This window comes from Bradyrhizobium diazoefficiens (assembly GCF_016612535.1).
In the GTDB taxonomy this organism is placed as follows: Bacteria; Pseudomonadota; Alphaproteobacteria; order Rhizobiales; family Xanthobacteraceae; genus Bradyrhizobium; species Bradyrhizobium diazoefficiens_C.
Genome location: NZ_JAENXS010000005.1, coordinates 99,020 through 125,200, shown reverse-complemented (window position 1 = coordinate 125,200; position 26,181 = coordinate 99,020). Strand labels below are relative to the sequence as shown.

The following is a 26,181-nucleotide window of genomic DNA, read 5'->3' as shown; positions in this document are numbered from 1 at the left end:
CAGACGACAATTTGGCGGCGCGCTTGGCGTGGTCAGAGGCGTCCTCGTTTGCGATTTGGAAAGCATGCCAGTTGCGGAGGCGTGAACCACCGTTAATGGAGCCGAAAGCCGATTGCACGAATATGCAAGAATTCCGGGGATGGTTCCATTCATGTCCAACTCATTAACGGCGAAGTTCGTGCCGCAGTTCAAGCTAGGTACCAAGGCCGTCCTATGTGCGGTCCTGCTTATTGCGATGAACACCGCATTGGTGGTCGGGGCCGGCTATTGGTCGCTCACCTCCGCCTTCAATGAGCGTGCGCTGCGCGACATCGAGGTCAGTCTGCGCACGCTGGCGCTGGCCTTCGCCGAGATCGTTCCTGACGCCAGGATCACGATGCGGGATGGTGCGGTGGCGCGCGCCGAGATCGCCAAGATGCCGGATCTCAAAGATCACGCCATCGTCGATCGTGCGGTATCCTATGTCGGCGGTAATGCGACCCTGTTCGTGTTTGACGATGCGAGCGGGCAGTTCGTCCGCCGCTCGACCAATGTGAAAAAGGAGAATGGCGACCGCGCCGTCGGCACGCAGCTTGCTGCCGACCATCCGGCGCAAGCCGTCCTGCGCCGTGGCGAAGCTTATAAGGGGCCGGCGACCCTGTTCGGCAAGTCCTTCATGACGGCTTATTTTCCGATCGCGGATGCAGCCGGCAAGGTCGTCGGCGTTCTCTATGTCGGCATCCCGATGGCGCAGTACGAGCGCATGCTGGCCCAGGCGATCGAGAGCATGGCGATCGCAGCCGGCATCGCCGCGCTGCTCGTCCTGATCCTCACCATGCTGGTCGTCCGCCGTATCACCCGGCCGCTCACCTCGGTTACGCGCTCGCTGACGGCGCTTGCCAATGGCGAGAGCGACGTCGCGATCGAATGCGAGGATCGCGCTGACGAGATCGGCGAGATCGCGCGCACGGTTGCGGTGTTCAAGAGCAATTCGCTGGAGCGGGCGCGGCTGCGCAGCGAGCAGGCCGCAGCTTCGGCTGCAGCCGTCGAGCAGCGCAAATCCGAGCTGCGTAACTTCGTCGATGAGTTCCGCGGCAGCGTCGGCGGCATCCTCGACAAGGTGCTGCAATCCTCCGGCGAGTTCGAACGCGTGGCCCGGCAATTGACCGACACCGCGCGTTCCACCGCCGAGCTGTCGGCGCAATCGGCCGGGGCTTCGGAGCAAGCCTCCGACCATGTCCGTTCGGCGGCGTCAGCCTCCGACGAGCTGTCGCAGTCGATTTCCGACATCACCCGAAGGGTGCAGGAATCCAACGCGATCTCCGCCGAGGCGGTGCAGCAGGCCGAGGCCACCGACCAGCGCATCGCGCAGCTCTCCGAGGCGGGCTCCCGAATCGGCGACGTCGTCAAGCTGATCACTTCCATCGCCGAGCAGACCAATCTGCTGGCGCTGAACGCCACCATCGAGGCCGCGCGCGCGGGCGATGCCGGCCGCGGTTTCGCGGTGGTGGCTCAGGAGGTCAAGACGCTCGCTGGCCAGACCGCCAAGGCGACCGACGAGATCTCGACCCAGATCGCGAGCATGCAGCTTGCAACCGAGGAGTCGGTTGTCGCGATCAAGGCGATCACAGAGACCATCGAGCGCATCAGCGGCATCGCCAGCTCGATCTCGGCTGCGGTCGAGCAGCAGCGGGGCGCCACTCAGAACATCGCGTCCAGCGTTCGCGCTGCGGCCTCCGGTACGGCCGACGTCGCCATCAACGTCCGTCAAGCAGCCGAGGGCGCCAGTGAGACCGGCGAAACGTCGAGCCGGATGTTTGCCTCCGCCCAGGCGCTGTCAGGCGACAGCCTGCATCTCAAGGCCGAGGTCGATAGCTTCCTCGATCGCGTGCGAGCGGCTTGATCTCTCCTTGATCTTCCCCTTGGCCGGCCGAAACCATCGGCCGGCCGTGATGCAACTGACGGGCAGGGAGGCCGCCGAGCGTGCAACCGGATAACGGCCCCTTATTTGGGCTGCGGCACGATCCGGATGTAAGGCTTCGGCTCTTTCCAGCCCTGCGGGTAGATCGTCTTGGCCTCGTCGTTGGAAACCGAGCCCGAGATGATGACGTCCTCGCCCTGCTGCCAGTCGGCCGGCGTCGCGACGCGATGCTTGGCTGTGAGCTGAAGCGAGTCGATCACACGCAGGATTTCCTGGAAGTTTCGGCCCGTGGTCATCGGATAGACCAGCACCAGCTTGATCTTCTTGTCCGGCCCGATGATGAAGACGTTGCGGACGGTCTGGTTGTCGGCAGGCGTCCGGGTGAGGGGATCGCCCGAGGTCGAGGCCGGCAGCATGCCGTAGAGCTTCGAGACGTTGAAATCGGTGTCGCCGATCATCGGATAGTTCGGAGCGGCGCCTTGCGTCTCCTTGATGTCCTCCGACCATTTCGAGTGGCGGTCGACCGGGTCGACCGAGAGGCCCATCAGCTTGACGCCGCGCTTGTCGAATTCCGGCTTCAACTTGGCGAGAGCGCCGAGCTCGGTCGTACAAACCGGCGTGAAGTCCTTCGGGTGCGAGAACAGCAGCGCCCAGCTGTTGCCGATCCAGTCGTGGAACTTGATCTTCCCTTCGGTGGTCTCGGCTTCGAAATCGGGGGCGGTGGCGCCGATCGGAAGTGTCATGGTTCTACCTCATCACATTGAATTTGCTTGTGAATTACTGTCGTCGCTATTAGTATAAGGTCTCGGCGAGACCAAGTGAACCGCTTCAAGTCAAATGTGAACTCCTTCCCTGAGAGGCCGATTTCCTAGCACCTTTCTGTTAGAGGGGCGCCTGCGGCGAAACATCTTCACCAGAGCGACACGGTCCCGATTGCCCCGATAAAGCCTTTTATGACCCGCATCACGCTCGCCCGACGTTTGATGGAACCAAAACCGTCCTGATAGCGACCAATTGGCAACCATCATGAAAAGTCGCGATCCCCGTATCGAATCGTTAACCACCCCTTTACGCCCGCATGAAAATGCTGGTCGATCAGAAGAAATCTGGAAGTGAACTATGTCCGCCGCTGCGCCTAAATCCGTTGAATCGCCGTCCCTCGAACCGTCCTGCCGCGATACAGCGGCCCATGCACTCTCGATTGTGCGCGACGGCGTGATCACGGGCGAAGGCCCGACCACCAAGGGCCGGGTGCACTTTTCTCGCTCGCTCGATACCGATGATACCGCCTGGTGCGCTCGCATCCTGACCGCCACCGCGGTTAACGACCAGCCGGTCAGCCGTGCCGAAGCCGAAGCACTGTTCGAGATCAACGAGGCCGCGACCGAGCGCACCGATGGCGGCCGGTTCGAGGATTTGCTGACCAAGGCCGTCGCCCACTACGCCGCAAGTGCCTCCGGTTTGAAGGTGCCGCCGCGCAACGTTGCGCTGACGCAGGACATCGAGAGCTGGGCGCCGTCCTATGCCTCGAAGGTCAACAGCGAGATGCTGGAATGGATCGCCGGCCAGATGCGCGGCAAGCGCCACAACAACCGTCGTCTGATGGCGATGGTGGCGACCTTCCTGGGCGCCACCGCGCTGCCTTTGGCGGGCCAATTGCCGAACGTGTTCGACATTGGAATGTAAAAATCCGGGCATGTGACCGAGAGATTTTCGCGCCCTCATTGAGGGCGCAAATGAAGCGGCGGGGTTATTTCCCCGCCGTTTTTTGTTTGCCGGCCTCCGGCTCCAGGCCAAGCGTCCGGCCGACGAAGCCGGCAGCGTCGAAATAGCGCTGGCTGCCGACGCGCTGGACGTTGAGCACGGTCTCGAGACCGTTCTCGGACTTCTTCTTCGACTTCTCCACGGCCTTGAACGCCTTCGGGATGATGCCGTTGGGCAGGGCCTCGGACATCACCCGGCCGACCAGGCCGCCATTCTCCGAACCACGCAGGCCCAGGAGCTGGGCCGCGGTCATGCCAACGTCAGCATTGCTGACCGGGAGCTCGTCGACGAAGCCGGCCTTGAAGTCCGGACCGATCGCAGCCATGAAGTTGTAGGTGTCGCCGCGGCTGAAGCTGCCGTGCATGCCCTGGCCCTGGCGCAGCACGGTGTCGGCGACCTGCACCGAGCAATTGGTCGGCGCCTCGCCGCACTCGCTGGCGTAGGAGCGGAAGTTGACGACGATCGCAGGGGTCGGCGTCGCCGCCTTGCCGCGCAGATTGATGCTCGACAGCGGCAGCGTGCCGGGGAAGCGACCGAGGGAGTCGTCGACGAACAGGCCGGAGACGTAGTCCTGCTCCATCAGAGCCTTGACGGTCCTGGCTGCGAGCTTCTTGTCCTTGTTCGGCAGGTAGACGAGATCCGAGCCGCCATTGGTGGCGACGACAACATCGGGCTTGGTCGGATCCTTGCCGAGCACGCCATTGCCGGCCTTCGGATGGGCGTTGCCGGTGACGGCCGCGTTCTTGTCGTTGGGGTCGAACAGCGGCAGGTCGAGCGCCTTGGCAAGGTCCAATGCCACGAAGCCCATCGGCAAGAAGTCCTTCGGCGTGTCGTCATAGCTGACCTTGGCCGAGGGACTGGTCTTGCTCTCCTTGGAGATGGTCGAGAAGCCGTGGTCGGCCTGGATCATGATGTTGGTGTTGGCGGCAAGCCCGAGCTCGTCCAGCGCCTTGCGGATCTGGGCGAGGTTGTTGTCGACATTCTTGATGCTCGCTATCGTGCTCGGGCCGTTGATGCCCGGCAGGATCTGGTTGAGGCTGTCACCCTGATTATGCTGGGTGCCATCAGGATCGCGCGACCAGAACACCAGCACGAACGGCTTGTTGCGCGCCTTGAACATCGGCAGCACCACTTTGGTGGCGACGTCGGCGAAATAGGCCTGTTGCACGATGTTGGCCGTCGTGGTGCCGGGCGTCCTGGCATCGCCGGCCTTGCCGTTGTCGCCGCGGCCGGGGGCGGCGAGGGCGAGACCGGCCTTGGTGAGGGCGTCCTTCATTTCGTCCGAGAGCGCCACGCCGGCCTTGCCGCCGGTGGCATCGTCGATGACGATCGAGTGCTTGCCCGGCTTGTCCGGATGATCGGTGTGGTCCCACTGGTAGGTCGGGCCGACCTTGCCGATCGCCGCCGTGCTCAGCCCCTTGTCGCGGGCCATCTTCAAAACGGTGTCTTCGTTGAGATAGTCGCCCTTGAAATGCTCGTCGATATCGCCGAGCACGGCGTCGTTCTCGATGAAGGGGACTACGGTGTCGCCGGCGGGCGTCGAGGTATAGTTGGTCCAGATCGTGTTGGAGAACACGCCGGTGTCGCCGAGATAATGGCCGGTCGACATCGCCGAGCCGTTGGCCATGGTGAAGGTCGGGAACAGCGAATGCGAGTTCTTGAAGTTGACGCCCTTGTCGCGGACCTCGGCCATCGCCGGCGCCGTCTCGGGGGTGACCTTCAGCGCGCGCAACCCGTCGGGAATGAACAGGATCAGGTTGCGGGGCGTGTTATTCTCTGCGGAGGCAAATCCGGTGGACAGGACTGTCAGCCCGGCTGACAGCAACACCAGTGAACGGCGCATCAAATCTCCTAACGGTGAGGCAGCTTGGCCGCCGAACCGCGGCCCCCGGGTATCGTTTAGTTTTGCTGCATGACAGTTTTGTTACAAGAGCGAATGGGCATGCAGAAGTGACAGGGAAGGGGCCAGGCGTCCACGGATTCGTCATTGCGGGGATGAAGGGGCAGGGCCCTCATGTCCCGGACGCGCTGCGACGCGTCTTCGCGTTGCTGCGCAGAGTCGGGACCCAGAGAGGCCGCGCGGTTCGCTGCAACATGGGCCCCGGCTCTGCAGCGCACTGCTGCGCGCTGCACTGCGTCCGGGGAACGAGACCGTCTTTGAAACATCAACATGAGTTCGCATCCTCGCGGCTTGTTCGCCCGAGCTTTGCTTGGTCGCCTCCCCCTCAATTGAAAGAAGGCGCAGGGAAGACCGGGTGCCGGCTGGCACCCGCGGTCCACTGTGCGAAGGTTGCGCTACAAGAGGCTGCACAGCGGCATACAGGTGTAGCCAAAACATCCGGCCTTCCCTGCGCAGTGGTTTGACGGCTTATGTCGTGATCTCCCCGGGGAGCGATGCACTATTGCCCCCGTCGCCTTGCAGATGGCTGATGTGTGCACCCGGTTGGGCGACACCCATCACCGCAAGACTTGGCGCACAGGCTCCGGGCACCAGGACCACACGATTTTGCCGTACGCCGATCACACCGGTCGTGCGCGCGACGGCCTCGCTCACGGTTGCCCGCCCTGCAAAACCCTTCGCGCCGATGTGATCCACGCCCACCGCCATCCGGCCCGCGTTCGTGACGATCGCGATCGCCCCTCTTCCTTGGGCCGGAGTAAATAATGTCTAACAAAAATCCGAATTCTAATAAAGAGAAATATTTTGTCGATGTTCTCTTGACCCCGACTTGGGTGTTTTGCCCGACGCCACGCGCAAGGTGTTGTGGCCAGGGTAGTCAATCAGGCGCGGTCGGAACCCTTGGATTTTGCGCAAGCGCCTGTGCGGGCTTGACGGCCGCCGGGTTGGCGCCGCTCTTGGTCAGATCGCGCCGTAGCGAGAGCGGGGCCGCCTTCAGTGCATAGACGATCGCGATCTGGGTCCGGTTATGGAGGCGGTATTTGCGCATGATGTTGCCGATATGCGCCCGCACCGTGTTCTCCGAGATCTTGAGCTCGTAGGCGATGTTCTTGTTCTGCATCCCGCGCGCGATGAGCATCATCAATTCGCGCTCACGCGGCGTCGGCGTAATCAAGTCTTTCGGATCCGGGCTCATGACTAGCTCCTCCCTGGCCTCTGGTTTGATGTCGTGGCCAACCCAGCATGTTCTCACTCCGTCTTGAGCGCCTCGATTGGACTGAGCTTGGACGCCTTGTGTGCAGGATAGAAACCAAAGATGAGGCCGGTCGCGATTGAAAAGGCGAGGGCCAGGGCAATTGCTTCGCCGTCGATCGAGGTGACCCAGCCGGCCATGCGTGCGACCGTCATCGACAGCGTGACGCCGCCGAGCACGCCGATGGCGCCGCCGAGCAGGCAGAGTACGAGCGCTTCACAGAGAAACTGCAGACGGATGTCCCGCATCCGCCCGCCGAGCGCGCGACGGATGCCGATTTCGCGGGTGCGCTCGGTCACCGACACGATCATGACGTTCATGATGCTGATGCCGCCGACCAGCAACGAGACCGAGGCAATGGCGACGAGCAGAAGCGCCACGGTGCGGATCGCGCCCTGCTGCGCTTCCATGGCGGCAGCCGGATCCTGGACCTTGAAGTCGTCCTCCTGGCCAGCCGCGATCCGGTGCCGCTGCCGCAGCAGGCTTTCGATTTCAGATCGTGCTCCGGTCATCTGACCGTCGGCGGCCACCTTCGCAATGATGTAGGCGACCGAATCCCGGTTGATGTTGCTCGCGCTGCCGAGGAAGCGCAGCTTGGCCGTGGTGAGAGGGACGAAGGCGACGTCGTCCTGCGCGGGTCCCTTGTGATCGAGCACGCCTATCACTTCGAGCGGCACCTTCATGATCCTGATCTGTGCGCCGATAGGATCGTCGTCCGGTGAGAACAGCTCGCGCGCGACCGTGCTGCCGAGGATCACGACTTTTCCGGCGGCGGCCTCCTCGGTGCTCGAAAAGTAGCGCCCGGACGCGAGCTGCCAGTCGCGCACCATGAAGTGCCCGGCCGTCGTGCCATTGATCGTCGTGTTCCAGTTCTTGCTCTCGTGGATGACTTGCGCCGTTCCGGCGATCGAACCGGCCGCGGCCTGGATTTCAGGAATCTGCTCGAGGATCGCCTGCACGTCGCTTTCGGTCATCGTCAGCTTGGTGCCCTCCTTGAGGCGGACGCCGCCTTGGTAGACCGCGCCGGGCGTGATCATCAGGACGTTGGCGCCGATCGAGCGGATCTGCTCCTGCAGGCGAAGCTGCGCGCCGGAGCCGATCGCAAAGACCGTCACGATGGAGGCGACGCCGATCACGATCCCGAGCATCGTGAGGAAACTGCGCAGCGGGTTGAGCCGCAAGGCGTGCAGAGCGATCTGAAAGCCCTGAAGCATCGTCATGACGCAACGCTCCGTTTCGGCAGCAGAGGCGCTAGCGTCTCGTCACCGACGAGCTCGCCGTCATGCAGGCGGATGGTGCGCCGGCACTGGGTTGCGATGCCGGGATCGTGTGTGATCATCACGACGGTCTGGCCGGTCTGGTTGAGCGCGGCGAACAATGCCAGGATCTCGGCGCCGGTGCGGCTGTCGAGTGCGCCGGTCGGTTCGTCCGCGAGGACGATCAGCGGGGACGCAATCAGCGCGCGTGCGATGGCGACACGCTGCTGCTCGCCGCCCGACAGCTGCCGGGGAAAGTGATGCGCCCGATGCAGCATGCCGACGGCTTCCAGGCTCCGCTCCGCGCGCACGAGGCGCTCCTTGTGGCCGACGCCGCAATAGACCAGCGGCAGGGCGACGTTCTCGATCGCGTTGTGGCGCGCCAGCAGATTATAGGATTGGAACACGAAGCCGATGCTGCGGGCGCGCAAGGTCGACCTGCGGTCTTCAGAGAGGTCGGCGACATTGGCGCCCTCGAGATAGATTGCGCCCTCGCTCGGCAGATCGAGCAGGCCGATCATGTTCATCAGGGTGGACTTGCCAGACCCGGACGGTCCCATGACGGCGAGGATCTCGCCCTGGTCGATATCGAAGCTGACATTGCGGACCGCGGGGACCGCGATCCCGTCCATGCGGTAGGTCCGGCCGACGGATCGCAGGCTGATGAGGGGCAGGGTGCCTGTCATGATCCGAACCTGATGCCGAGAAATTCCATGCCGGCCGGCCGGATCGCCTGCCCGACGGCGACCTGGCTGCCCTCGACGAGCTCTCCGCTCTTGAGCGCCACCTGTTCGGTGCCCGCCGCGCCGACGGTCACAGGGATGCGCTGAAGTGCGCCATTGGCGGTGCGCACCCAGACGCCGCTGCGCCCGGCGGCCGTGTCTGCCCGCGCACCGGAGGGCTGGAAGCGGAGCGCCGCCAGCGGCACTTTCAGCACGTTGTCCTGCTGCTCGATCACGATCTTGACCAGGGCGGTCATTCCCGGCAGCAGCGCGCCATCGAGATTGGAGGTCGATAGCACGACCGTATAGGTAACCACGTGCTGCTGGTTCTGTGGCGCCTTGCGCACCTGCCGCACGGCCGCCTCGAATCGGCGGTCGGGATAGGCATCCACCGTGAAGTGAGCCCGCTGGCCGGCGGCGATGTGTCCGATGTCGGCTTCGTCGACCTGCGCGTGGATTTCCATGTCCTCGAGACGATGGGCGACCACGAAGGTGGTGCGGGACTCCAGGCCGACCGCGAGTGTCTGCCCTTCGTTGACGAACCTGCCCACCACGACGCCGTCGATCGGCGAGCGGATCACCGTGCGGTCGAGATCGGCTTGCGCCGCCGCAAGGACGGCGGCTTTCTCCGGAACCGCCATTCTGGCCTGGTCCAGCTCGGCTTCGATCCGACGGACGTCGGCCAGCGCGCCGTCCACCGAGAAGGTATTGAGGGACATCATGACCTCGGCCTCGCGCTCCTGGGCCACGCGCGCCGTGAACTCCGTCTGCGCATCGTCGACCGTCGACGTCGCCACGACGTTCTGCGACTGGAGTGCCAGCTTGCGTTGCAGGGTCTTCTGCGCCGATGCCTTCACCGCCTGCGCACTGTCGAGCTTGGCGGCGAGCACGTCGCGGCTGCCCTTGGCATTTTGCAGGTCGATCCTGGCGCGATCGAGCTTGGCCCGCTCGATGTCGACCAGGGAATCGGAGACCGCCAGCGCCGCCCTGGCTTCGTCGACCTTGGCCGCGAAGCTGCGGGGATCAATCAGGGCAAGCGGCTGGTCCTTGCTGACGGTGTCGTTGAAGTCGACATAGACGCGGGCGAGCTGCCCGGACAGTTGCGAGCCGACCTCGATCGTCTTGACGGGCTGCAGGGCCCCCGTGACGGTGACGGTCTGCTCGATGCTCCCGCGCTGAATTGCGGCGTAGCGGAACACGGGTGCGTCCGACCCGAAGGTCGGGGTCTCAGCGCCGCCGGGTTTGAGGAACTGCCTCGTCGACTGATAGGCCCGGCTCACGCCGTCCGCGGCGCTCCCCGCAGCGCCCGCAACGACGTCCGGTGCCGCGCCATAGATGGTGGCGAGGCCGCACGCAGTCCCAAACAGGACAATGACTGGCACAAATCGCATATCAAAAACCCGCCTTCTTAAATGACTTCGTTGGCGGAAGCCGCGTAGATCGCGCAATGGTTGTATTTCGTCCGTTTAATATCGGTGGCTTGGCAGTGTGTCGCCGTTCTTAGGGCGACGGTCGGGTGCGCTCCATGATCCAGAAGTAAAGTCGGCGGGGTGCGACCTTTCGTGATTTGCAGGGAGCGCATACCGGGCGTATTCAAAAAGATGCGCGCGGTATCGAAACTCGACAGCTGACTGAACGTCCCGTCTGTTTTGCGGGTCATTGGCGTTCAATTCGGCGCATGGGTGGCGAAGCCATGACGCAGTTGGCGATATCACGGCTGCAACGCCGGACTGTCACATCCTCGACATGGTATCTCGCCGTGATGCCGCCTGTGGCGGTACCTGGTCCTTACAATCATGAAACCCGATATGTGAACGCCTTCACTCGTCTTGACGGGCTGTTGGCCCTAAGACGTGAGACTTGCGGGCCGACGAGAATCGCTCGGTCGTCGCGCATGCATTCAAGCACCTTGTTATCGCTTGCAAGAACAATGGATGGCTCGTTGCTGGATCAGCGAGCGCCAAGTCCCGGAGCGTATTGCAATGAGTTCAAATCAAGCCACAGTTTATGTCGTTGACGACGAAATCCAGATACGAAGTGCAATTGGCAGCCTCTGCGAGGAGACAGGACATCAAGTGAAGCTGTTTGCCTCGACGGACGAGTTCCTCGAGGAGGAGTTGTCCGTCGGACCATCCTGCCTGGTGCTCGACGTCCGCTTCCCCGGCACGTCACCGACCGGGCTCGAGCTCCAGCGCAGGTTGGCTAAATCGGGCGTGCCGATTCCGATCGTCTTCATCAGCGGCCACTCGGACGTGCGTGTCTCCGTCGAAGCCATGAAGCTCGGCGCTGTCGAGTTTCTGCCAAAGCCGTTTCGCGAGCAGGAGATCCTGGACGCCATCAGGCATGGCATCGAGCGCGATCGACGGCGGCTGGAGCGGGAAGACACGGTGCGCGAGGCCCGGCAGCGCGTCGAGACGCTGACGGCGCGGGAGCGCGAGATCATGTTGCTGATGGCGGAAGGACTTGTCGCCAAGCAGATTGCAGCGAAGCTCCAGCTCAGCGAAGTGACGGTCAAGGTGCATCGCGCCAGGATGATGCGAAAGCTCGAATTGCGATCGCCAATCGAGGTCGCGAGATTGATCGACAGCATGCGGCAGGAGACGGCGCCGAGCGGCGCGGGACAGTCGCAAGCCTAGTCTCGCGAGCGACGACTTGCCGTGCATCGTCTAGTCCGTAGCGACTAGCATGAACTGCAGTCTGTCGCATCGAGCGCAATCGGTTCAGAGTCATCCCTACGATGTCGGCCTCCTCCAAGACGGCATCTGCAACCTGCTTAGACAACTTGGCAAGAAAGGGATACTCCATGCGTAAATTGCTCCTCGCTTCCGTCGCCGTGTTCGCTCTGTCGTCCGCGGCTCAGGCAGCCAATACTTCGACCACGGTTCAGCTCGGCGTCGTGAACTCGTCCAGCGTCACGCAGAACGGCCTCACCAATGACAGCTCGTCGACGACCCAGGTCGGCATCCTGAACGGTGCATCCACCATGCAGGGTACGAGCGCCGCCTCGCTCAACAACGCCAGCTCCGTGAATCAGATCGGCGTGCAGAACTCGGCGACCACCGGCCAGGTGGCGTTCGGCAACAACGGCAGCGGGATCACCCAGAATTCGTTCGGGCCCGCCGCACTCCAGAACAACTCCGCCGGCGTCGGTCAGCTGAGCGCGTTCGGCGTCAACACCAGCGGCGTCTCGCAGACGGCGCACTGAACCAGCCCCGTTTGGCCGGGCGCGTCACAGCGCGACGCGTCCGGGCCATTCTCAAAGACCGCAATCGGACTCGTCGACCAAACCAGAGGTCGCTCGCCGACATTGGCGGAGGAAATGACATGAAAACCAAATTCATTATCGCGACGGCCGTCACGTTCAGCCTGTTGACCGCTGTCGATGCCCAGGCCGGCAACTCGGCCAGCGTGTTGCAATTCGGTGCAACGAACAACTCCTTCATCTCCCAGAGCGGGGGCGCCAACAACAGCGCCACGACCTTGCAGTTCGGTGCAACCAACACCGCGACGACGTTGCAGATGGGCTCGCTCCTGACCGTCAATAATTCGGTGATCGGGCAGGGCGGCACCACCGCGACCGCGACCAACTCGGCGCTGGCCGGTCAGGCCGGCGGCTCCAATTCGAGCCTGATCGGCCAGATCGGCGCCAACAACGCGGCCGGAGTTGGCCAGCTCGGGATCCTGAACGGCTCGACGATTCTCCAGCAGACTCCGTGATCGCGGCGAGGCATGTCATGAAACACTTTCCAGGCGTCGCCTGCGTCTCGTTTCTCGCGCTCTGTTGCGCTGCTGGATCGGCCGGCGCCCAGACCGCCGACATCAAGACCATCGTTTCGGTCGGCGGCCCGCCGATCGTGCTGAACCAGAACAGTCAGCTCAACATGGCGGGCGTGTTCATGATCGGCGGCAGCACCAGCGCGACCGTTATCCAGAACGGCACCAACAACGCCACCGGCATCCTGCAATTCGGCGGAACGAATTCGGCATCGGTCGGGCAGGCTGGCGTGAACAATCTCGCCTTTGTCGGCCAGACCGGCCAGTCGGCGACGAGCCTCGTGTCGCAGCTCGGGGCCATGAATACGGGAGCCATCGCGCAATTCGGCGCGATCAACTCCTCGACGGTGAACCAGAGCAGCCCGTGAAGTGCCTGAGGAGGCGTTGACCTCAATGCGAAGGGGAGCGGCGATGCGATACGGCAAACACGGCCTGAGGCGGATCCTGGCGGTGATGGCAGCGTTCGCCACCATCAACCTGGCGACAGAGGCATCCGCCGGGTCCATCGAGCGCGGCGTGAGCAACAGGAATGTGAGCATCGAGACGGTCGTGGAGTTCGGCAACAACGTCCAGCCGGTCACGATCGTGGAGAACAGCCGCATCAATATCGCACGCGTGATCGAGATCGGGACAGGAACCGTCGATGCGACGATTGTCCAGAACGGGACGCGCAACTATGTGGACGTGATTCAGGTCGGCAGCACCACCAATGCGCTGGTCGGCCAGTCGGGCCTGAGTAACATCGCGGACATCACCCAGGTCGGCAATTCGACGAATGCGCTGCTGCTTCAGGTCGGCGATATGAATACGGGAGCCGTCAGGCAGTTCGGACGTTTCAACTGGCTGGCCATCTTCCAGTTCAACCGCTGATCGAGACGAAGAGGTATGACATGAAGTTGCTCCTGCTCGCATCCGGAATGAGCCTGATGACCGTCATGGCGATGGCGCCGGCCGGCGCCGGTGAGGCCAATGACAGCCACACCACCGTGGTTCAGGACGAAAACGGCACGGCGACAATTACGCAAAGCGGCGATCCGGCGCAGGCCGAGGTCAGGATCGATAAGGAGCCGGGCCGCACCACGGTCTACCGCCGCAGCGGCGGCAATACCGCGATCGTGTCGCAGGGCACGGGAAACGCGCAGGACATGCTGGATTGGCTGCGCAAGCAGCGGGGTCACTGAGGTACGAAGGCCCATCGCTGGTGCGGACGAGGGGCCTTCGGTCGAGCCAGGCTTACCAGTTGCGATAACCGCCGGTCAGGGTGCCGTTATTGTTGCCGTCAGGGCCGACGTCGCCCTGCGTCGAGCTTGGCGTCGGATGGTTGGTGCCGTTGAGCGCGGCATAGGGGCCCGCTGTGCCAGAATAGTACATCGCGCGCGGCTGCACCCGTTCATATGCTGGCGGGGGCCGTTGCCATCCCACGGGATTGCCGAACCGATCGTAGGTTTGCGCTGACGCGGCGGCCGTGCCCGCGACACGCGTTGCTGCGATCAGGGGCACGAGTTTCATTCTGCGTTGCATGCGAGATGCTCCTTTTCTTGTGTCGGAGCCAACGATCGCAATGGGGAGCGTTCCGGACCTGTTCAGCTGGCACGATCAACTCCCATCAACTGCTCATGAGGCGATGAATTTTGCAGCACGATTTCGGTCAAACCGACTGAAATCCCGGGCGTCTTGCCGCACCGGCTTCCCTGATAATCCCGTGCCTTAACCAACAATTAATTATACGTTTGCGGGCGGGCGACGGGCCGGCCTAGCGTGCGGTGGGGAGCCGCTATCCGCGAAGCCAAACGAGTTGGTGCGTATCATGATGTCCAGATCATTTGGGGCGTTGCTCGCCTCGCTCAGCGCAGCCGCGCTGCTTCTTAGCCCCGGCGACAGTTTTGCACGACCGGGCGGCGCTGCCCCGCATGGCGTGATGGCCGCTCACGCGGCGTCGGCAGCGGCACGTTCGCCGATCGCGCCGGGCGCGCGATTCCGTGGCCGCAATGGCTCATTTGTCTATTGGCCAGGCGGAGGCGGCTTCTTCAACGACGGCGCAGGCTACAGCCAGCCCTTCGTCGACGCCGGACAGCCTGTTACCAACGACGTGCGCTACACCTACACCTACGACGTTCCCTGGGACTGGGCACATCGCTTCCCGCCGAATGTCGTACCGTCAGATCGGCCCTACGTGCCGAGCTGCCCGACGGAGTCCGTGACGGTGCCCGGCCGCGGTGGCGGCGAGCAAACCATCAACATCATGCGCTGCTACTGAGCGGCTTGCTGCATGACAGAATGCGTTACAGAATGCGCTACAGAATTCCTGCCGCGGCCGCCTGGTCGCGGTCGGACTGCTTCTGTCTGACGTTCGCGAGCTCGCGGCTGCAAGCCGCAAAAGAGGTCGTCCCCGCGCGCAACCCGAACTGGCCGCAGACATCTCGATCCTCGTCCGCGATGACGCGCGCGAGCTCCGCCTCCGCAGCCGCGCGTATCGCGGGAGCCGAGATCAGCATGTGCAGCCCGAAGGCCGTCACGACGGCGAGCAGCAACGCAGCCACGATCCCGGGGTGCCGCAGGTCTTCGGCCGTGTGCTGAGATGGGCCGGCCCTGCTTCTGGCTTCGGTCATCAAATCCTCTTGAATGAAATATCGATGGTGAGAAAATGATGTGGTCGGAAAAATGATGTTCGAGCCGTCCGGCAAAATCGGCGGATCGAACAGCAATACACGCTGCGCCGCAGCGGGCATGTGAAACAGATTACAAATTTCAAGCTGGTATCGGCATCAAGGCCGGTACTAGCCTAGTTCAAAACTGGTTACGCCGAACACGCGGTCGAGCTGGCCCGTCGGGACGGGTCCAGTGTACATTCGCGCCGTTTCGAACGCCGGCTTCAGGCCCAGGGATTCCGCAAGCGCAAGACCATCGCGGTTTACGGCGGGGATGTCGAGGACCATCTCGCTGCTTCCGGGATTCGCCAGCAAAGCCTGCACGACGGCGTCCGCCGCGGCGCGGTCATCGGCTACCAGCGGGCCGATCTTGTGTCCCGTTCGGCACGGGCGGATCACACCCCATGCGGCGAGCTTGCCATCGTGCACCAACGCACGGCCAACATGGCCGGGCGTGTCGATCCACGCGCGCAGAAAGGCGGCGCGCCGGGCGGGGAAGATTGTGGCGTCATCGGCTTCCACCATCGCGAACGGAATCTTGTCGAGCGCGACGATTTCGGCGGGTGGTCTGGCCGGCGCGGCGACGCTGCCGCCGTAGCGGATATTGGCATAGGCAAACCGGAAGCCTGATGTCCTGTAATTGTCCTGCTGTGCCACGACGCCGTCGAGCCCGATCACGCGCGAGCCCGCATGCGCGATCGCCGCATTCCAGATGCGCAGGCCGTGACCTCTGCCACGAAAGCCTCTGCGCACGATGTGGAAGCCGAGGAAGGCGAAGCGGTCGTCGTAATTGACGCAGGACACGGTCGCAACCGGCTCGCCGCCGATCTCGCCGACGAAGAAGCCTTGCGCATCGGGGATCGCGAAGCAGGCGGCGTCACGCGGGCCGGGATTCCAGCCCTCCATCGCGGCCCAGTCGATCGCAATGGAGATCTCCTCGGGGCGCAAATTGCGGATCTGCAACTCGCTCATGACGGATGCCTTGGACGGTGGACCTGCGGGCAGGGTCTGGTTTGCGGGCAAGTCTGGCGGTAGAAGGCCTGATGACAGGCCGGGCCTTCGGTTCGCCTCAACGCTATCACAGGGATGATCGGTCATGGCAGCAGAGAAGGTCGCACTCGTCACCGCAGGCGGCAGCGGCATGGGGGCCGGGGCTGCGCGGCGGCTCGCGGCCGACGGCTTTCGCGTGGGCGTCCTGTCGTCCTCCGGCAAGGGCGAGGCGCTCGCGGCCGAGCTCGGCGGGTTCGGCGTGACCGGCTCCAACAAGTCCAATGACGATCTGAAACGCCTGGTCGACGGTGCGCTCGCGCGGTGGGGGCGCATCGACGTGCTCGTCAACAGCGCCGGTCACGGGCCGCGCGCGGCCATCACCGAGATCACCGACGAGCAGTGGCATATCGGTCTCGATACATATTTGCTGAACGTGATCCGTCCGACCCGGCTGGTGACGCCGGTGATGCAGGCGCAGAAGGCTGGCGCGATCATCAACATCTCGACCGCCTGGGCCTTCGAGCCGAGTGCGATGTTTCCGACCTCGGCGGTGTTCCGCGCAGGGCTTGCCGCCTTCACGAAGATCTTCACCGACACCCATGCCGTCGACAATGTCCGCATGAACAACGTGCTGCCGGGCTGGATTGACAGCCTGTCGCAGCTAGACGCACGCCGCGACAGCGTGCCGATGAAGCGCTATGGCAAGGTCGAAGAGATCGCGGCGACGGTCTCGTTCCTGGCGTCCGACGGCGCGGCCTACATCACCGGCCAGAACATCCGCGTCGACGGCGGGCTGACGCGCTCGGTCTGAGGCGTGCACTTCAATGTGACACGACGAGCCGCGCCAGCGCAGGCAAAATCTTGTAGCGCGCGATCTCGTGCGGATATTCGCCGCGATTGGCCAGCAGCACGATACCGATCCGCCGCGCCGGCACCAGGCCGATATAGCCGGAGGCGTTGTTGAGGCCGCCCGGCTTGTCGACGACGGTGAGGCCGTCGAGATGCACGGTCTCCCAGGCCATGCCTTGTCCGAATTTCTCGTCGACGCGGAAGCTTTCGTGCTGCGTCATCCGCAGCGCCTCGCGCAAACGTGGATCAACCGAGCGGCCGTCGACGCAGGCCGCCACGAAGGTCGAAAGATCCCGCGCGCTCGAGAACATCTGGCCGGTGCCGGGGAAGTCGAAATAGCTCTGCTGGTCGCCGGGCGGGCCGATCGCCGTTCCCTGGTCGGAATAGCCTTGCACCACGCGCCGCATCGCGGCCTCGTCCATGATAGCGCGGTTGTCCCGTCCGCGCTCGGGAACGAATGTCGTATGCATGCCGAGCGGCTTGAGGATGCGGCTCTCGATCAGCTCTGGGATCGGCGCGCGATAGCAGCGCTCGAGCACGAGCTGAAGCAGCACGTAGCCGGCATGCGAGTAGATCCGCTGCTTGCCGGGCGCGACGCCCGCAGGCGTCCAGGCGTTGAGCATGTCGATGAACTGCGCCTCGGAGTATGAGTCGTTCGGCCAGGGCGGGTGATCGGTCGGCAGCAAGAGGCCAGAGGTGTGCGTGGCGAGCTCGCCGACGGTGACGTGGCGGATATAGTCGCCGCTCAGCTCCGGCAGATATTTGGGCAGGAGATCGTCGAGCCGCAGCTCGCCTTGGAGCGTGCCGAGCGCCACCAGCGTTGCCTCGAACGGTTTTCGCAAGGAGGCGAGATTGAACAGCGTGTCCGGCGTTACCGGCCGCTTTGTGGTGTCGTCGGCAAAGCCGTAGTTGAAAAACTCGGCATGGCGGCCGGCATAGAGCGCGACGGCGAGGCCGCCCGGATGTTCCGGCGTCACGGTCGGCCCGAGCTCGGCGGGAACGATATCGCGCATCTGCGCGGTCACGTCGGAATCCGCCGCTGCACGGCGCGGCCGGGCAAGTGCGACCGCGAAGGGAACAAGCGCGGCGCAGGCGAGGGTTCGCCGGGTGAGATGGAGTGAGGTGACAACAGGTGGCACGTGATCCGATAGTTCATGCGGTGCCCCCGGGGGCTGTCTTAGCGGGGAAAGCCCGCTGTCCCAATTCACGATTACGCGCTCCGGGTTCCACCAAATTACTTAGCTCATGAGCTAACAATTGTTGACGCCGGCGCGCGGCGCCTCTATAGTTAGCTTCATGGCTAACCAATTGTCCCAGCTCGACCAGATTTTTGCGGCCCTTGCCGATCCCACGCGGCGGGCGATCTTGATGCGGCTGTGCGCCGGCGAAGCCTCCGTGGGCGAACTCGCCGACCCCTTCGAGATGGCGCTGCCGAGCTTCATGAAGCACATCCACGTGCTGGAAGAGAGCGGGCTGCTGCAGTCGGAAAAATCCGGCCGCGTGCGGACCTGCCGCCTCAGTCCGCACGCGCTGGTCGGCGCGGAGGACTGGTTCCAGCAGCAGCGCGCAATCTGGGAGGCGCGGCTCGATCGGTTCGAGGCCTATGTGATGAAGCTCAAGCAGGAGAGGGCGGCAGCAAAGCCGCCGTCCAGAACAGCGAATAAGACAGCGAATACGACAACGAAGAAGGCCACCAGGAAGACAACCAAACGGAAAGGTTCCGAGTGATGACGAATTCTGCCAATGCTGCCCTGTCGCAATGGTCGCTCGACCGCGAGATCGTGATGTCACGCGTGATCGACGCGCCGCGCGATCTGGTGTTCGAGGCGTGGTCCGATCCAAAGCATTTGCCGCAATGGTTCGGGCCGAAGGGATTTGAGGTCGAGACCTTCGAGATCGACGTGCGCGTCGGCGGCGTCTGGCGCTTCAACATGATCGGTCCCGACGGCACCATCTATCCGAACCGCATGCGCTTCCGCCGCATCGAGCGGCCGAAACTGATGGAGATGGACCATGGCGTCGACCAGGACGATGATCCCGGCATGTTCCGCTTCATCCTCACGTTTGCCGAGCAAAGCAACGGCAAGACCGTGCTGATGATGCGGCAGTTGGCTTCGACCACCGAGCAGCGGGACCACATGATCGGCTTCGGCGCGGTTGAATATGGCTACCAGACGCTGGACAAGCTGGTGGCCTATGTGGGCGGGCTGAAGAAATAAATGCCCCGCGAGATTCCGGGGGCAGTCGAAGTGGCGGCTCCCGGAAAAGCTTCGAAACGAGTGGGGAAAGCCGTCGCCTTCGCGATTATGACAACGCGCAGGCGAATTATGACAGTGCCGTCACGCAGATTTTTGTCGCGCCGTGCTGCAGATTTATGACAGAATTGCTACCGTTGAATGTCATGTGGACTACGACGGAGCGATTTATGTTGCAGTGGCAGGCGCGGTCAAATCCCCTGGCGTGGTGGTGGGGATCCCTGACGCTGGTTAGTGCAGCCAATATCCTCGTCTGGTTCATGTTGTACCGCGAGTTCTATCCGACCGTTGCCGGCAGTGTCGGCGGCGGCTCGGATATCGGGCTGATGTTCCTGCTCTGCGCGGGCTATGTGTTCGGCTGCGCCTTCCGCTCGGTGCTGCCGCGCGCCGACGTGCAGCGCATCTGCCTGTTCGACACCTGGCTGTCGAGCGTGTTCGTCGGCCGCACCGTGGCGACCGTGGCCGAACTGTGCTTCGTCGCGCAATGGGCGATCATCCTGCATCAGCTCGGTCGCATGACGGGCGCGGAGACCGCGGTGAACATCGCGCTGATGATCGTGCCGATCATCATCATCGCGGAGTGCTTCTCCTGGTACGCGGTCGTCACCACCAACTTCTTCTTCAACGCGGTCGAGAATTCGCTGTGGGCGGTGACCTTCTTCCTCGCCGGCATCGCGCTGTGCCGGCTGATGCCGGAATTCCAGGGCCCGGTGCGCTGGGCGCTGATCGCCGGCATCGTCGGCATCGCCTGCTTCCTCGCCTTCCTCGTCACCGTCGACGTGCCGATGTATCTCAGCCGCTGGCGGGCCGGGCATGAACAGGGCGGCAGGTTCCTCGGCTTCCTCGAAGGGCTGCATGACGTCTCGACGCGATGGGTGGTGACCCACGACATCGCGCATTGGAAGGGCGAGCTGACCTGGATGTTCCTGTATTTCAGCGCAGCCGTCTGGTCGAGCCTGGCGCTCTGCGCGCTTTATGCGATGGACGGCTACGTCACGCGCTATCTGACCTGATCTGCCCGCTTCAGGCATCGCCGAGATCGAGCTGCGTCAATATTCCCTGCCGCAGCGCCAGCCGGACCAGCTCGATGTCGGAGCCGACGCCGAGCTTGTCCTTGATCAGCGAATGCAGGTTGGCCACCGTTTTCGGGCTGACATGGAGCGTCTCGGCGATCTCTTCCGTCGTGTTCTCGGCGAGCAGCAGCCGCATCACCTCGAACTCGCGCGGCGTCAGCACGTCGGCGGCCGACTTGTCGCCGCTGATCCGGCTGAGCGCGAGCTCGTGGTCGATATCCGGGCTGATCGCGATCTTGCCGGCGAGCACGTCCATCACCGCGCGCACCAGCGTCTCCGGCGGGCTGGTCTTGGTGACGTAACCCCTCGCGCCGGCGCGGATTGCCTGCACGGCGAAGCCGGCATTCTCGTGCATGGTGAAGACGAGGATCTTTGCCGCCTTGTCCCATTGCCGGATCCGCCTGACAGCCTCGATGCCGCCAATGCCGGGCATGCTCAGATCCATGATGACGAGGTCGGGCGTCTCGGATTTGAACAGACGATAGGCCTCCGCGCCGTCGGCGGCTTCGGCGATGACGCGCAGGCCGGGTTGCTTCTGGAGCACGGAGCGATAGCCTTCGCGAACGACGGAATGGTCGTCGACCAGCAAAATGGTCGCGCTCATGCCGCGTGCTCCAGTGCCTGCGCAGTGGCAGCCGCGACGGGAATGACGACACGCAACGCGGAGCCGCCATTTGGTCGAGCCTCGAAGCTCAGCCGGCCGCGCAGGGCCGCGACGCGCTCGCGCATCCCGAGCAGGCCCATTCCGGATTTCGCGGCGGGATCGGTCGAGCGTCCGTCGTCATCGATGGCGAGCGCGATGTCGTCGGAATGCGTGGTCAATTCCAGGCTCACCTTGGTGGCGCCGGCATGCTTGGCAGCGTTGGTGAGCGCCTCCTGCACGATGCGGTAGAGGTTGGCGCTGATCGTGGCCGGCAGGGTTTCGAACGTGCCGTCGAAACGGATCGAATAACGTGTTTCGCCTCGGCTGCGGCCGTTCCAGCCGGCAACCAGGCCTTCGAGGCTGGCCACCAGCCCCAGCTCCTCGACGTCAGGCGGGCGCAGCCGGAACAGCGCGCCGCGCAGCGTCTCCATCATGCCGGTCGCGGTCCGCGCGATGCCGTCGCATTCGCCGAGCAAAGAGGGGCAGTCCTGCGCGGCGGTCTGGCGGGCCGAGGATGCGAGCGCGCGGATGGCGGCGAGCGACTGACCGAACTCGTCGTGCAGCTCGCGCGCGAGATGGCGGCGCTCCTCGTCCTGGAGCGCGATCAGTTTCCGGGTCAACTCGGCGCGCTCGGCAAGCGCGGTGTCGAGGCTTTCGGCGAGATGGTTGAAGACATCGCGAACTGCGGAGAGTTCGGCGAGATCGAACGGCGGCAGCCGCGCCGTGAGGTCGTTGGCGGCGATCCGCTCGAGGCCGCTGCGGATCATGCGGGTGGGGCGCAGTGCGCGCGAGAGTGCCGCGTAGACCAGCATGCACAACAGCGGCAGCGTGATCGCCAACGCGATCATCAGTCGACCGGCCTCGTGCCAGGCCTCGGCCGTCTGAACGGCCGGGTCGACCGTGACGACGGCCTCGCCGAGCTTCGTTCCGCGCAAGATCACGGGCCGCGCCGCCTCGCGGCCGGGGTCGAACAGGCTGCGATAGAAGGCCGTGAAGGCTTGCGGCGGCGGGTCAGCAGGTATCGGCGCGCCGCTACAGAACCGCTGGAGCATGTCGCCGCTGGTGCCGCGGAATGCCAGACACAGGCCGGGCGTCATCACATAGGCCGAAACGGGATCCAGGTTCGGAAAGTCCGAGCGGGGGCTCGCAGCCCACAGGATTTTGCCCTGCTGCAGCTCCAGCGTCTTGGCCACGATGGCGGCAATACCGTCGATGCGTGCGTGGGCGGCGCGGTCGGCCGTGATCAGGAAATAGGCGGAGATTGCGGCGAAGCAGGCGGCCGATATCGCGGCCACGCGCATCGTCAGACGGACCTTGAGATCGAACCTCGGGCGGTTCCACATCGGCGGGCACCTGGCGCGAACGGAATTGTCGCCCCCGCATTAAAGGGCAGAATGCTGGCTGCGAAAAGCGGCACCCTTACCGCGGTGCAACGTCGTGAAATTTTCCCGGTGCTGGTCGGGACGGCCACGGCTGCGGCGCGTGAAGCGTCCGTCTAGCTTGCGGTCTTTCCACCACGCGAGGGCTGTCATGCGCCATACCCTGCCGTTGCTGTCTTTCCTTGTTCTGCTCGCGGCCGGGCTGGATGGCCGCGCCGCAGCCACTGAGACCACGACCATTGCTCTCGATGATTTCAGCTACACCGATACCTCGGCCGAGCCAGCCGATCAGACCGCCGCCCACGAGCGGCGGCTGCAGGCATTCATGGCCGCGCTCCGGCGGGACATCGCTGCCGACCCGCGCCACCAGCTTGCGCCGTCGGTGCAGGAGGGGGCGGCGTTCAAGATCATCGGCGGCATTCAGAAGACGAGCACGCTGGTGCAATGGGCCAAGGTCGCGGTGATCGACGTCGGCGCCAGAAAGATCGTGATGGACAAGCTCTACACGTTCCGCGGCGACAACGATGAATCGTGGGAGCGCGCGGAGATCTTCGTGTCCCGCGAGGTCATCGCCGCACTCGCGCAGCCCTAAAGCGCGATGAACATCATCGCGCTTTAGGTTTTTGTTTGAGCATGATCTTTTCGGAAAACCGCTGCACACTTTTCCGGATCATGCTTTAGAACGTCAGCTGCACCTTCATCGACTGCGAGCGGTCGCTGGCGAGCTCGAAGGCGGCGACCGCGTTCTCGAACGGCATGGTGGCCGTGATCAGCGGCTTGACGTCGATCAGGCCGTCGCCCATCAGCCTGACCGCGAGCTCGAACTCGGGGTCAAAGCGGAAGGTGCCGCGGAGCTGCAATTCCTTGGCGACGATGGCGTTGATCGGCAGCGTCATCTCGCCGCCGAGGCCGAGCTGCACCAGCGTCGCGCCGGGCCTGAGCACGTCGAGCGTGGTCCGGAGCGCTGCCGGGTTGCCGGAAGCTTCGAACAGCGTGTCGAACACGCCCTTGCCGGCGCGCCAGGGATCGAGCGCGGTCGCATGCGTCACGACATTGATGGCGTGCGTGGCGCCGAGCTTCTTCGCAACCGCGAGCGGGGAATCGGCGACATCAGTGACCACGATCTCGGAGGCGCCGCCGAAGCGCGAGACCAAAATCATCAGCGCGCCGATCGGGCCGCAGCCGGTGATCAGTACGCGCTTGCCGAGCAGGGCGCCGGCCTGCTTGCCGGCATGCAGGCACACCGCCAGCGGTTCGGCGACTGCGGCTTCGGCCAACGACAGCTTGTCGGCGATCGGCACGGCTTGCGTCGCATCGATCGTGATGAACTCGCGAAAACCGCCTTGCACATGCGGAAAGCGCATCGCGCTGCCGAGGAAGCGCATGTCGAGGCACTGGTTGCGCATGCCTTCCTGGCAATGCAGGCACTGGCCACAGGGCTTGCTCGGATTGACCGCGACGCGGGCGCCTGGTTTTAGGCCGGCGACGCCATCACCGACGGCCGCGACTACGCCGGCGATCTCGTGACCCAACGCCATCGGCTGCTGGATGCGAACGACGCCGAAACCGCCATGGTGGTAGTAATGCAGGTCCGAGCCGCAAATGCCGCCATTGGCGATCTTGACGCGGACTTCGCCCGGGCCGGGTGCTGGATCCGGATAACTATCGATCCGGAGATCCTTCGGGGCGTGAATGACGACGGCGCGCATGGTCTCGTTCCCTTGGGTTCGCGACTACATCGCGGCGATCATGCCGCCATCGACATAGATGATCTGGCCGTTGACGTAAGTGGAGGCGTCGGAGGCCAGGAAGATTGCAGCGCCGACCAGCTCGTCCGGCTTGCCCCAGCGCTTTGAAGGGATGCGGCCCATCAGCCAATTGTTGAAGTCGGTGTTGTTGACCAGCGCCTCGTTCATGTCGGTGAGCATGTAGCCGGGGCCGATGGCATTGGCCGTGATGCCGTGCTGGGCCCATTCCACCGCCATCGAGCGGGTCAGGTTCTTGATGCCGCCCTTGGCGGCGGTGTAGGGCGCAATCGTCGGGCGCGCGAGCTCGCTGCCGAGCGAACCGATATTGATGATCTTGCCGTGCTTGCGCGGGATCATGCGCTTGGCCGCCTCACGGCCGATCACGAAGGCGCTGGTGAGGTTGGTCTCGATCACCTTGCGCCATTCGTCGGTGGTGAACTCCACCAGCGGCTTGCGGTGCTGGATGCCGGCATTGTTGACGAGGATGTCGACCGCAATCCCCTTTTTGTCGAAGTCGTTGAACGCCGCGACGATCGCGGGCTCGTCGGTGACGTTGAAGGCGGCACCTTCGGCCTGATGGCCGGCGGCGCGAAACTCGGCGACGGCCTGTTCGACTCGCTTGGGATCGACGCCGTTGACGATGATCCTGGCGCCGGCCTTGGCCATGCCCTCGGCGATGGCGCGGCCGAGCCCGCGCGAGGAGCCGGTCACCAGTGCAGTGCGGCCGGAAAGGTCGAAGAGGGCAGTGCTCATCTCGAGAAATCCTTAAGCGTTGGAGCGACGCACGGTCAGATCGGAGCGATCGAACACCGCGGGCAGGAGATCGACGCCAAGGCCCGGTCCTTCCATCGGGAAGACATAGCCGTCCTTGATCGTCGGCATCGTCGTGACGAGCTCATTGTACCAGCCCTTGTAGAAGGCGCGCACCGATTCCTGGATCAGCGTGTTGGGCTGGCTGAACGACATGTGGATGGCGGCGATGAAGCCGATCGGGCCGATGCAATCATGCGGTGCGAAGGGCCGGTGGTAGGTCTCGGCCATCGCGGCGATCTTGCGGCCTTCGGTGAGGCCGCCGGTCCAGCACAGATCCGCCATCACCACATGCATGGCGTCGCGGTCGAGCATGTCCTTGTAGGGGAAGCGCGAGCCCAGCGTTTCGCTGGCGCAGACCCAGACGTCGGTCGAGCGCGCATATTCGGCGAGCGCCTGCGGCGAGTTCATGCGGATCGGGTCTTCGTACCAGGTCGGCTTGTACGGCTCGAGCGCACGCGCGATCTGTTTTGCGGTCGGCAGGTTCCAGAGCGAGTGGAGCTCGACCATGATCTCCATCTTGTCGCCGACGACTTTGCGGATTTTTTCGAACGGCTCGATCGCGTGCTTCATCTGGGCGGCGGTGATGTAGAGGCCCTTGTTCTCCTGTGCCGCAGGATCGAACGGCCAGATCTTCATCGCCGAGATGCCATTTTCCAGCAGGTTTTCGGCGAGCGCGTCGGCGTGATGCATGAAGCCGTCGAGATCCTCGTAAGGCCCCTTGGCGGCGCCGAGATTCCAGTTGGCGACCGGGCTGATATTGGTCGAGCGGACATATTGGGTGCCGGCACAGGTGTTGTAGATGCGCTGCTTGTCGCGGCAGAGGCCGCCGAGCATCTGGTGCACAGGCTGATTGCAGACCTTGCCGAACAGATCCCACAGCGCGATGTCGATTGCGGAGGCCGCACGATATTCGACGCCGGTGGAGGACTGCGCCATCGGCAGGTTCAGCATGTCGCGATGGATCGCCTCGATGTGCAGGGGATTGCGGCCGAGCAGGCGGCCGGCAAAGGTGTCGTGGATCTGCGCTTCGACCGCGCCCGCACCGTAGAAGGTTTCGCCGAGACCGATCATGCCCGTGTCGGTGTGGACGCGCACCCAGATGACGTTCGAAAATTCCTCGGTGCGCAACGTCTCGATCGACGTGATCTTCACGGCAATTGCCCTCCCATCACAGGCGCGTTGCGCCGGCCTGTTTCATTTCGCACCGCAGCATGT

General features: G+C 63.9%; 29 protein-coding genes and 1 pseudogene. 14 read left to right on the top strand and 16 right to left on the bottom strand.

All coding sequences use genetic code 11. The features are described 5' to 3' along the window. The first annotated feature begins 151 nt into the window (after positions 1-151). Complete coding sequence (locus JJE66_RS35870; RefSeq protein WP_200520514.1) at positions 152-1,882, top strand: methyl-accepting chemotaxis protein; 1,731 nt, start codon at positions 152-154, stop codon at positions 1,880-1,882. Positions 1,883-1,983: 101 nt separating this feature from the next. On the opposite strand, the gene JJE66_RS35865 is transcribed toward JJE66_RS35870, so the two are convergent. Next, positions 1,984-2,643 carry a peroxiredoxin gene (locus JJE66_RS35865; protein WP_200520513.1) on the bottom strand — a complete coding sequence of 220 codons (660 nt, stop codon included), beginning with the start codon at positions 2,641-2,643 and terminating at the stop codon, positions 1,984-1,986. 376 nt (positions 2,644-3,019) lie between these two features. Here JJE66_RS35865 and JJE66_RS35860 point away from each other — a divergent pair, with 376 nt between their 5' ends. Then, entirely contained in the window at positions 3,020-3,586 is a 567-nt protein-coding gene (locus JJE66_RS35860; protein WP_200520512.1) for a hypothetical protein, read from the top strand. Positions 3,587-3,650: 64 nt separating this feature from the next. Here the strand turns inward: JJE66_RS35860 and JJE66_RS35855 are convergent, their stop codons facing one another. The 6 genes from JJE66_RS35855 to JJE66_RS35830 form a co-directional block, all read right to left on the bottom strand. After that, the gene (locus tag JJE66_RS35855; RefSeq protein WP_200520511.1) at positions 3,651-5,507 is read right to left on the bottom strand and encodes an alkaline phosphatase family protein; all 1,857 of its coding nucleotides are present in this window, start codon (positions 5,505-5,507) and stop codon (positions 3,651-3,653) included. Between the two features lie 934 nt (positions 5,508-6,441). Further along, positions 6,442-6,759, bottom strand: a complete 318-nt coding sequence (locus tag JJE66_RS35850; protein ID WP_200520510.1) for a response regulator transcription factor — start codon at positions 6,757-6,759, stop codon at positions 6,442-6,444. Between the two features lie 53 nt (positions 6,760-6,812). Continuing rightward, complete coding sequence (locus JJE66_RS35845) at positions 6,813-8,036, bottom strand: ABC transporter permease (protein ID WP_200520509.1); 1,224 nt, start codon at positions 8,034-8,036, stop codon at positions 6,813-6,815. Beyond that, positions 8,033-8,758 carry an ABC transporter ATP-binding protein gene (locus tag JJE66_RS35840; RefSeq protein ID WP_200520508.1) on the bottom strand — a complete coding sequence of 242 codons (726 nt, stop codon included), beginning with the start codon at positions 8,756-8,758 and terminating at the stop codon, positions 8,033-8,035. Before JJE66_RS35840 ends, JJE66_RS35845 begins: the two co-directional genes overlap by 4 nt. Further along, positions 8,755-10,185 carry an efflux RND transporter periplasmic adaptor subunit gene (locus tag JJE66_RS35835; protein WP_200520507.1) on the bottom strand — a complete coding sequence of 477 codons (1,431 nt, stop codon included), beginning with the start codon at positions 10,183-10,185 and terminating at the stop codon, positions 8,755-8,757. Before JJE66_RS35835 ends, JJE66_RS35840 begins: the two co-directional genes overlap by 4 nt. 17 nt (positions 10,186-10,202) lie before the next feature. Continuing rightward, positions 10,203-10,454: a hypothetical protein gene (locus JJE66_RS35830; protein ID WP_200520506.1), complete on the bottom strand. Its 252-nt coding sequence runs from the start codon at positions 10,452-10,454 to the stop codon at positions 10,203-10,205. Positions 10,455-10,776: 322 nt separating this feature from the next. On the opposite strand from JJE66_RS35830, the gene JJE66_RS35825 reads away from it, so the two are divergent. The 6 genes from JJE66_RS35825 (at position 10,777) to JJE66_RS35800 (ending at position 13,749) form a co-directional block, all read left to right on the top strand. Then, a complete protein-coding gene (locus JJE66_RS35825) occupies positions 10,777-11,430 on the top strand; it encodes a response regulator transcription factor (protein WP_200520505.1) in 654 nt (217 codons plus the stop codon). 167 nt (positions 11,431-11,597) lie between these two features. Further along, entirely contained in the window at positions 11,598-11,999 is a 402-nt protein-coding gene (locus JJE66_RS35820) for a curlin subunit CsgB (RefSeq protein WP_200520504.1), read from the top strand. Positions 12,000-12,118: 119 nt separating this feature from the next. Next, positions 12,119-12,511, top strand: coding sequence for a curlin (locus JJE66_RS35815; protein WP_200520503.1), 393 nt, complete (start codon positions 12,119-12,121; stop codon positions 12,509-12,511). Between the two features lie 17 nt (positions 12,512-12,528). Then, on the top strand, positions 12,529-12,936 hold the full coding sequence (locus tag JJE66_RS35810) for a curlin (protein ID WP_200520502.1): 408 nt from the start codon (positions 12,529-12,531) through the stop codon (positions 12,934-12,936). Between the two features lie 85 nt (positions 12,937-13,021). Continuing rightward, on the top strand, positions 13,022-13,438 hold the full coding sequence (locus JJE66_RS35805; RefSeq protein ID WP_283818555.1) for a curlin: 417 nt from the start codon (positions 13,022-13,024) through the stop codon (positions 13,436-13,438). 20 nt (positions 13,439-13,458) lie between these two features. Further along, positions 13,459-13,749 carry a hypothetical protein gene (locus JJE66_RS35800; RefSeq protein ID WP_200520501.1) on the top strand — a complete coding sequence of 97 codons (291 nt, stop codon included), beginning with the start codon at positions 13,459-13,461 and terminating at the stop codon, positions 13,747-13,749. A gap of 52 nt (positions 13,750-13,801) precedes the next feature. Here JJE66_RS35800 and JJE66_RS35795 read toward each other — a convergent pair whose 3' ends face one another. Continuing rightward, positions 13,802-14,089 carry a hypothetical protein gene (locus tag JJE66_RS35795; RefSeq protein WP_200520500.1) on the bottom strand — a complete coding sequence of 96 codons (288 nt, stop codon included), beginning with the start codon at positions 14,087-14,089 and terminating at the stop codon, positions 13,802-13,804. A gap of 286 nt (positions 14,090-14,375) precedes the next feature. Here JJE66_RS35795 and JJE66_RS35790 point away from each other — a divergent pair, with 286 nt between their 5' ends. Then, complete coding sequence (locus JJE66_RS35790) at positions 14,376-14,825, top strand: hypothetical protein (protein ID WP_200520499.1); 450 nt, start codon at positions 14,376-14,378, stop codon at positions 14,823-14,825. A gap of 37 nt (positions 14,826-14,862) precedes the next feature. Here the strand turns inward: JJE66_RS35790 and JJE66_RS35785 are convergent, their stop codons facing one another. Together JJE66_RS35785 and JJE66_RS35780 are read right to left on the bottom strand one after the other, a co-directional pair. After that, a complete protein-coding gene (locus JJE66_RS35785) occupies positions 14,863-15,297 on the bottom strand; it encodes a hypothetical protein (RefSeq protein ID WP_200520498.1) in 435 nt (144 codons plus the stop codon). Between the two features lie 48 nt (positions 15,298-15,345). Then, entirely contained in the window at positions 15,346-16,188 is an 843-nt protein-coding gene (locus tag JJE66_RS35780; RefSeq protein WP_200520497.1) for a GNAT family N-acetyltransferase, read from the bottom strand. Between the two features lie 124 nt (positions 16,189-16,312). Here JJE66_RS35780 and JJE66_RS35775 point away from each other — a divergent pair, with 124 nt between their 5' ends. Beyond that, positions 16,313-17,017 (top strand): SDR family oxidoreductase, encoded by a 705-nt coding sequence (locus JJE66_RS35775; protein ID WP_200520496.1) that lies wholly within the window; start codon positions 16,313-16,315, stop codon positions 17,015-17,017. Between the two features lie 10 nt (positions 17,018-17,027). On the opposite strand, the gene JJE66_RS35770 is transcribed toward JJE66_RS35775, so the two are convergent. Next, positions 17,028-18,080: a serine hydrolase gene (locus JJE66_RS35770; protein WP_200520495.1), complete on the bottom strand. Its 1,053-nt coding sequence runs from the start codon at positions 18,078-18,080 to the stop codon at positions 17,028-17,030. A gap of 271 nt (positions 18,081-18,351) precedes the next feature. On the opposite strand from JJE66_RS35770, the gene JJE66_RS35765 reads away from it, so the two are divergent. From JJE66_RS35765 to JJE66_RS35755, 3 genes are all read left to right on the top strand, one after another. Continuing rightward, positions 18,352-18,783: a helix-turn-helix transcriptional regulator gene (locus JJE66_RS35765; protein WP_200520494.1), complete on the top strand. Its 432-nt coding sequence runs from the start codon at positions 18,352-18,354 to the stop codon at positions 18,781-18,783. Further along, the gene (locus JJE66_RS35760) at positions 18,783-19,274 is read left to right on the top strand and encodes an SRPBCC family protein (protein WP_200520493.1); all 492 of its coding nucleotides are present in this window, start codon (positions 18,783-18,785) and stop codon (positions 19,272-19,274) included. The genes JJE66_RS35765 and JJE66_RS35760 overlap by 1 nt, the downstream gene beginning before the upstream one ends. Before the next feature lie 206 nt (positions 19,275-19,480). Beyond that, complete coding sequence (locus JJE66_RS35755) at positions 19,481-20,323, top strand: hypothetical protein (protein ID WP_200520492.1); 843 nt, start codon at positions 19,481-19,483, stop codon at positions 20,321-20,323. A gap of 10 nt (positions 20,324-20,333) precedes the next feature. Here JJE66_RS35755 and JJE66_RS35750 read toward each other — a convergent pair whose 3' ends face one another. Both JJE66_RS35750 and JJE66_RS35745 read right to left on the bottom strand, forming a co-directional pair. After that, positions 20,334-20,987 (bottom strand): response regulator transcription factor, encoded by a 654-nt coding sequence (locus JJE66_RS35750; protein ID WP_200520491.1) that lies wholly within the window; start codon positions 20,985-20,987, stop codon positions 20,334-20,336. Next, complete coding sequence (locus tag JJE66_RS35745; protein WP_200520490.1) at positions 20,984-22,369, bottom strand: histidine kinase; 1,386 nt, start codon at positions 22,367-22,369, stop codon at positions 20,984-20,986. Before JJE66_RS35745 ends, JJE66_RS35750 begins: the two co-directional genes overlap by 4 nt. 187 nt (positions 22,370-22,556) lie before the next feature. Here JJE66_RS35745 and JJE66_RS35740 point away from each other — a divergent pair. Beyond that, positions 22,557-22,994 (top strand): annotated as a pseudogene (locus JJE66_RS35740) (DUF2380 domain-containing protein); the annotation flags it as partial. Positions 22,995-23,082: 88 nt separating this feature from the next. On the opposite strand, the gene JJE66_RS35735 reads toward JJE66_RS35740, so the two are convergent. Genes JJE66_RS35735 through JJE66_RS35725 form a run of 3 tightly spaced genes read right to left on the bottom strand, consistent with a single transcriptional unit; the run spans position 23,083 to position 26,118 of the window. Beyond that, positions 23,083-24,114: an L-idonate 5-dehydrogenase gene (locus JJE66_RS35735; RefSeq protein WP_200520489.1), complete on the bottom strand. Its 1,032-nt coding sequence runs from the start codon at positions 24,112-24,114 to the stop codon at positions 23,083-23,085. A 24-nt stretch (positions 24,115-24,138) separates the two neighbouring features. Next, a complete protein-coding gene (locus tag JJE66_RS35730; RefSeq protein WP_200520488.1) occupies positions 24,139-24,906 on the bottom strand; it encodes an SDR family oxidoreductase in 768 nt (255 codons plus the stop codon). 12 nt (positions 24,907-24,918) lie between these two features. Next, positions 24,919-26,118 (bottom strand): mandelate racemase/muconate lactonizing enzyme family protein, encoded by a 1,200-nt coding sequence (locus tag JJE66_RS35725; protein ID WP_200520487.1) that lies wholly within the window; start codon positions 26,116-26,118, stop codon positions 24,919-24,921. Between the last annotated feature and the right edge of the window lie 63 nt (positions 26,119-26,181).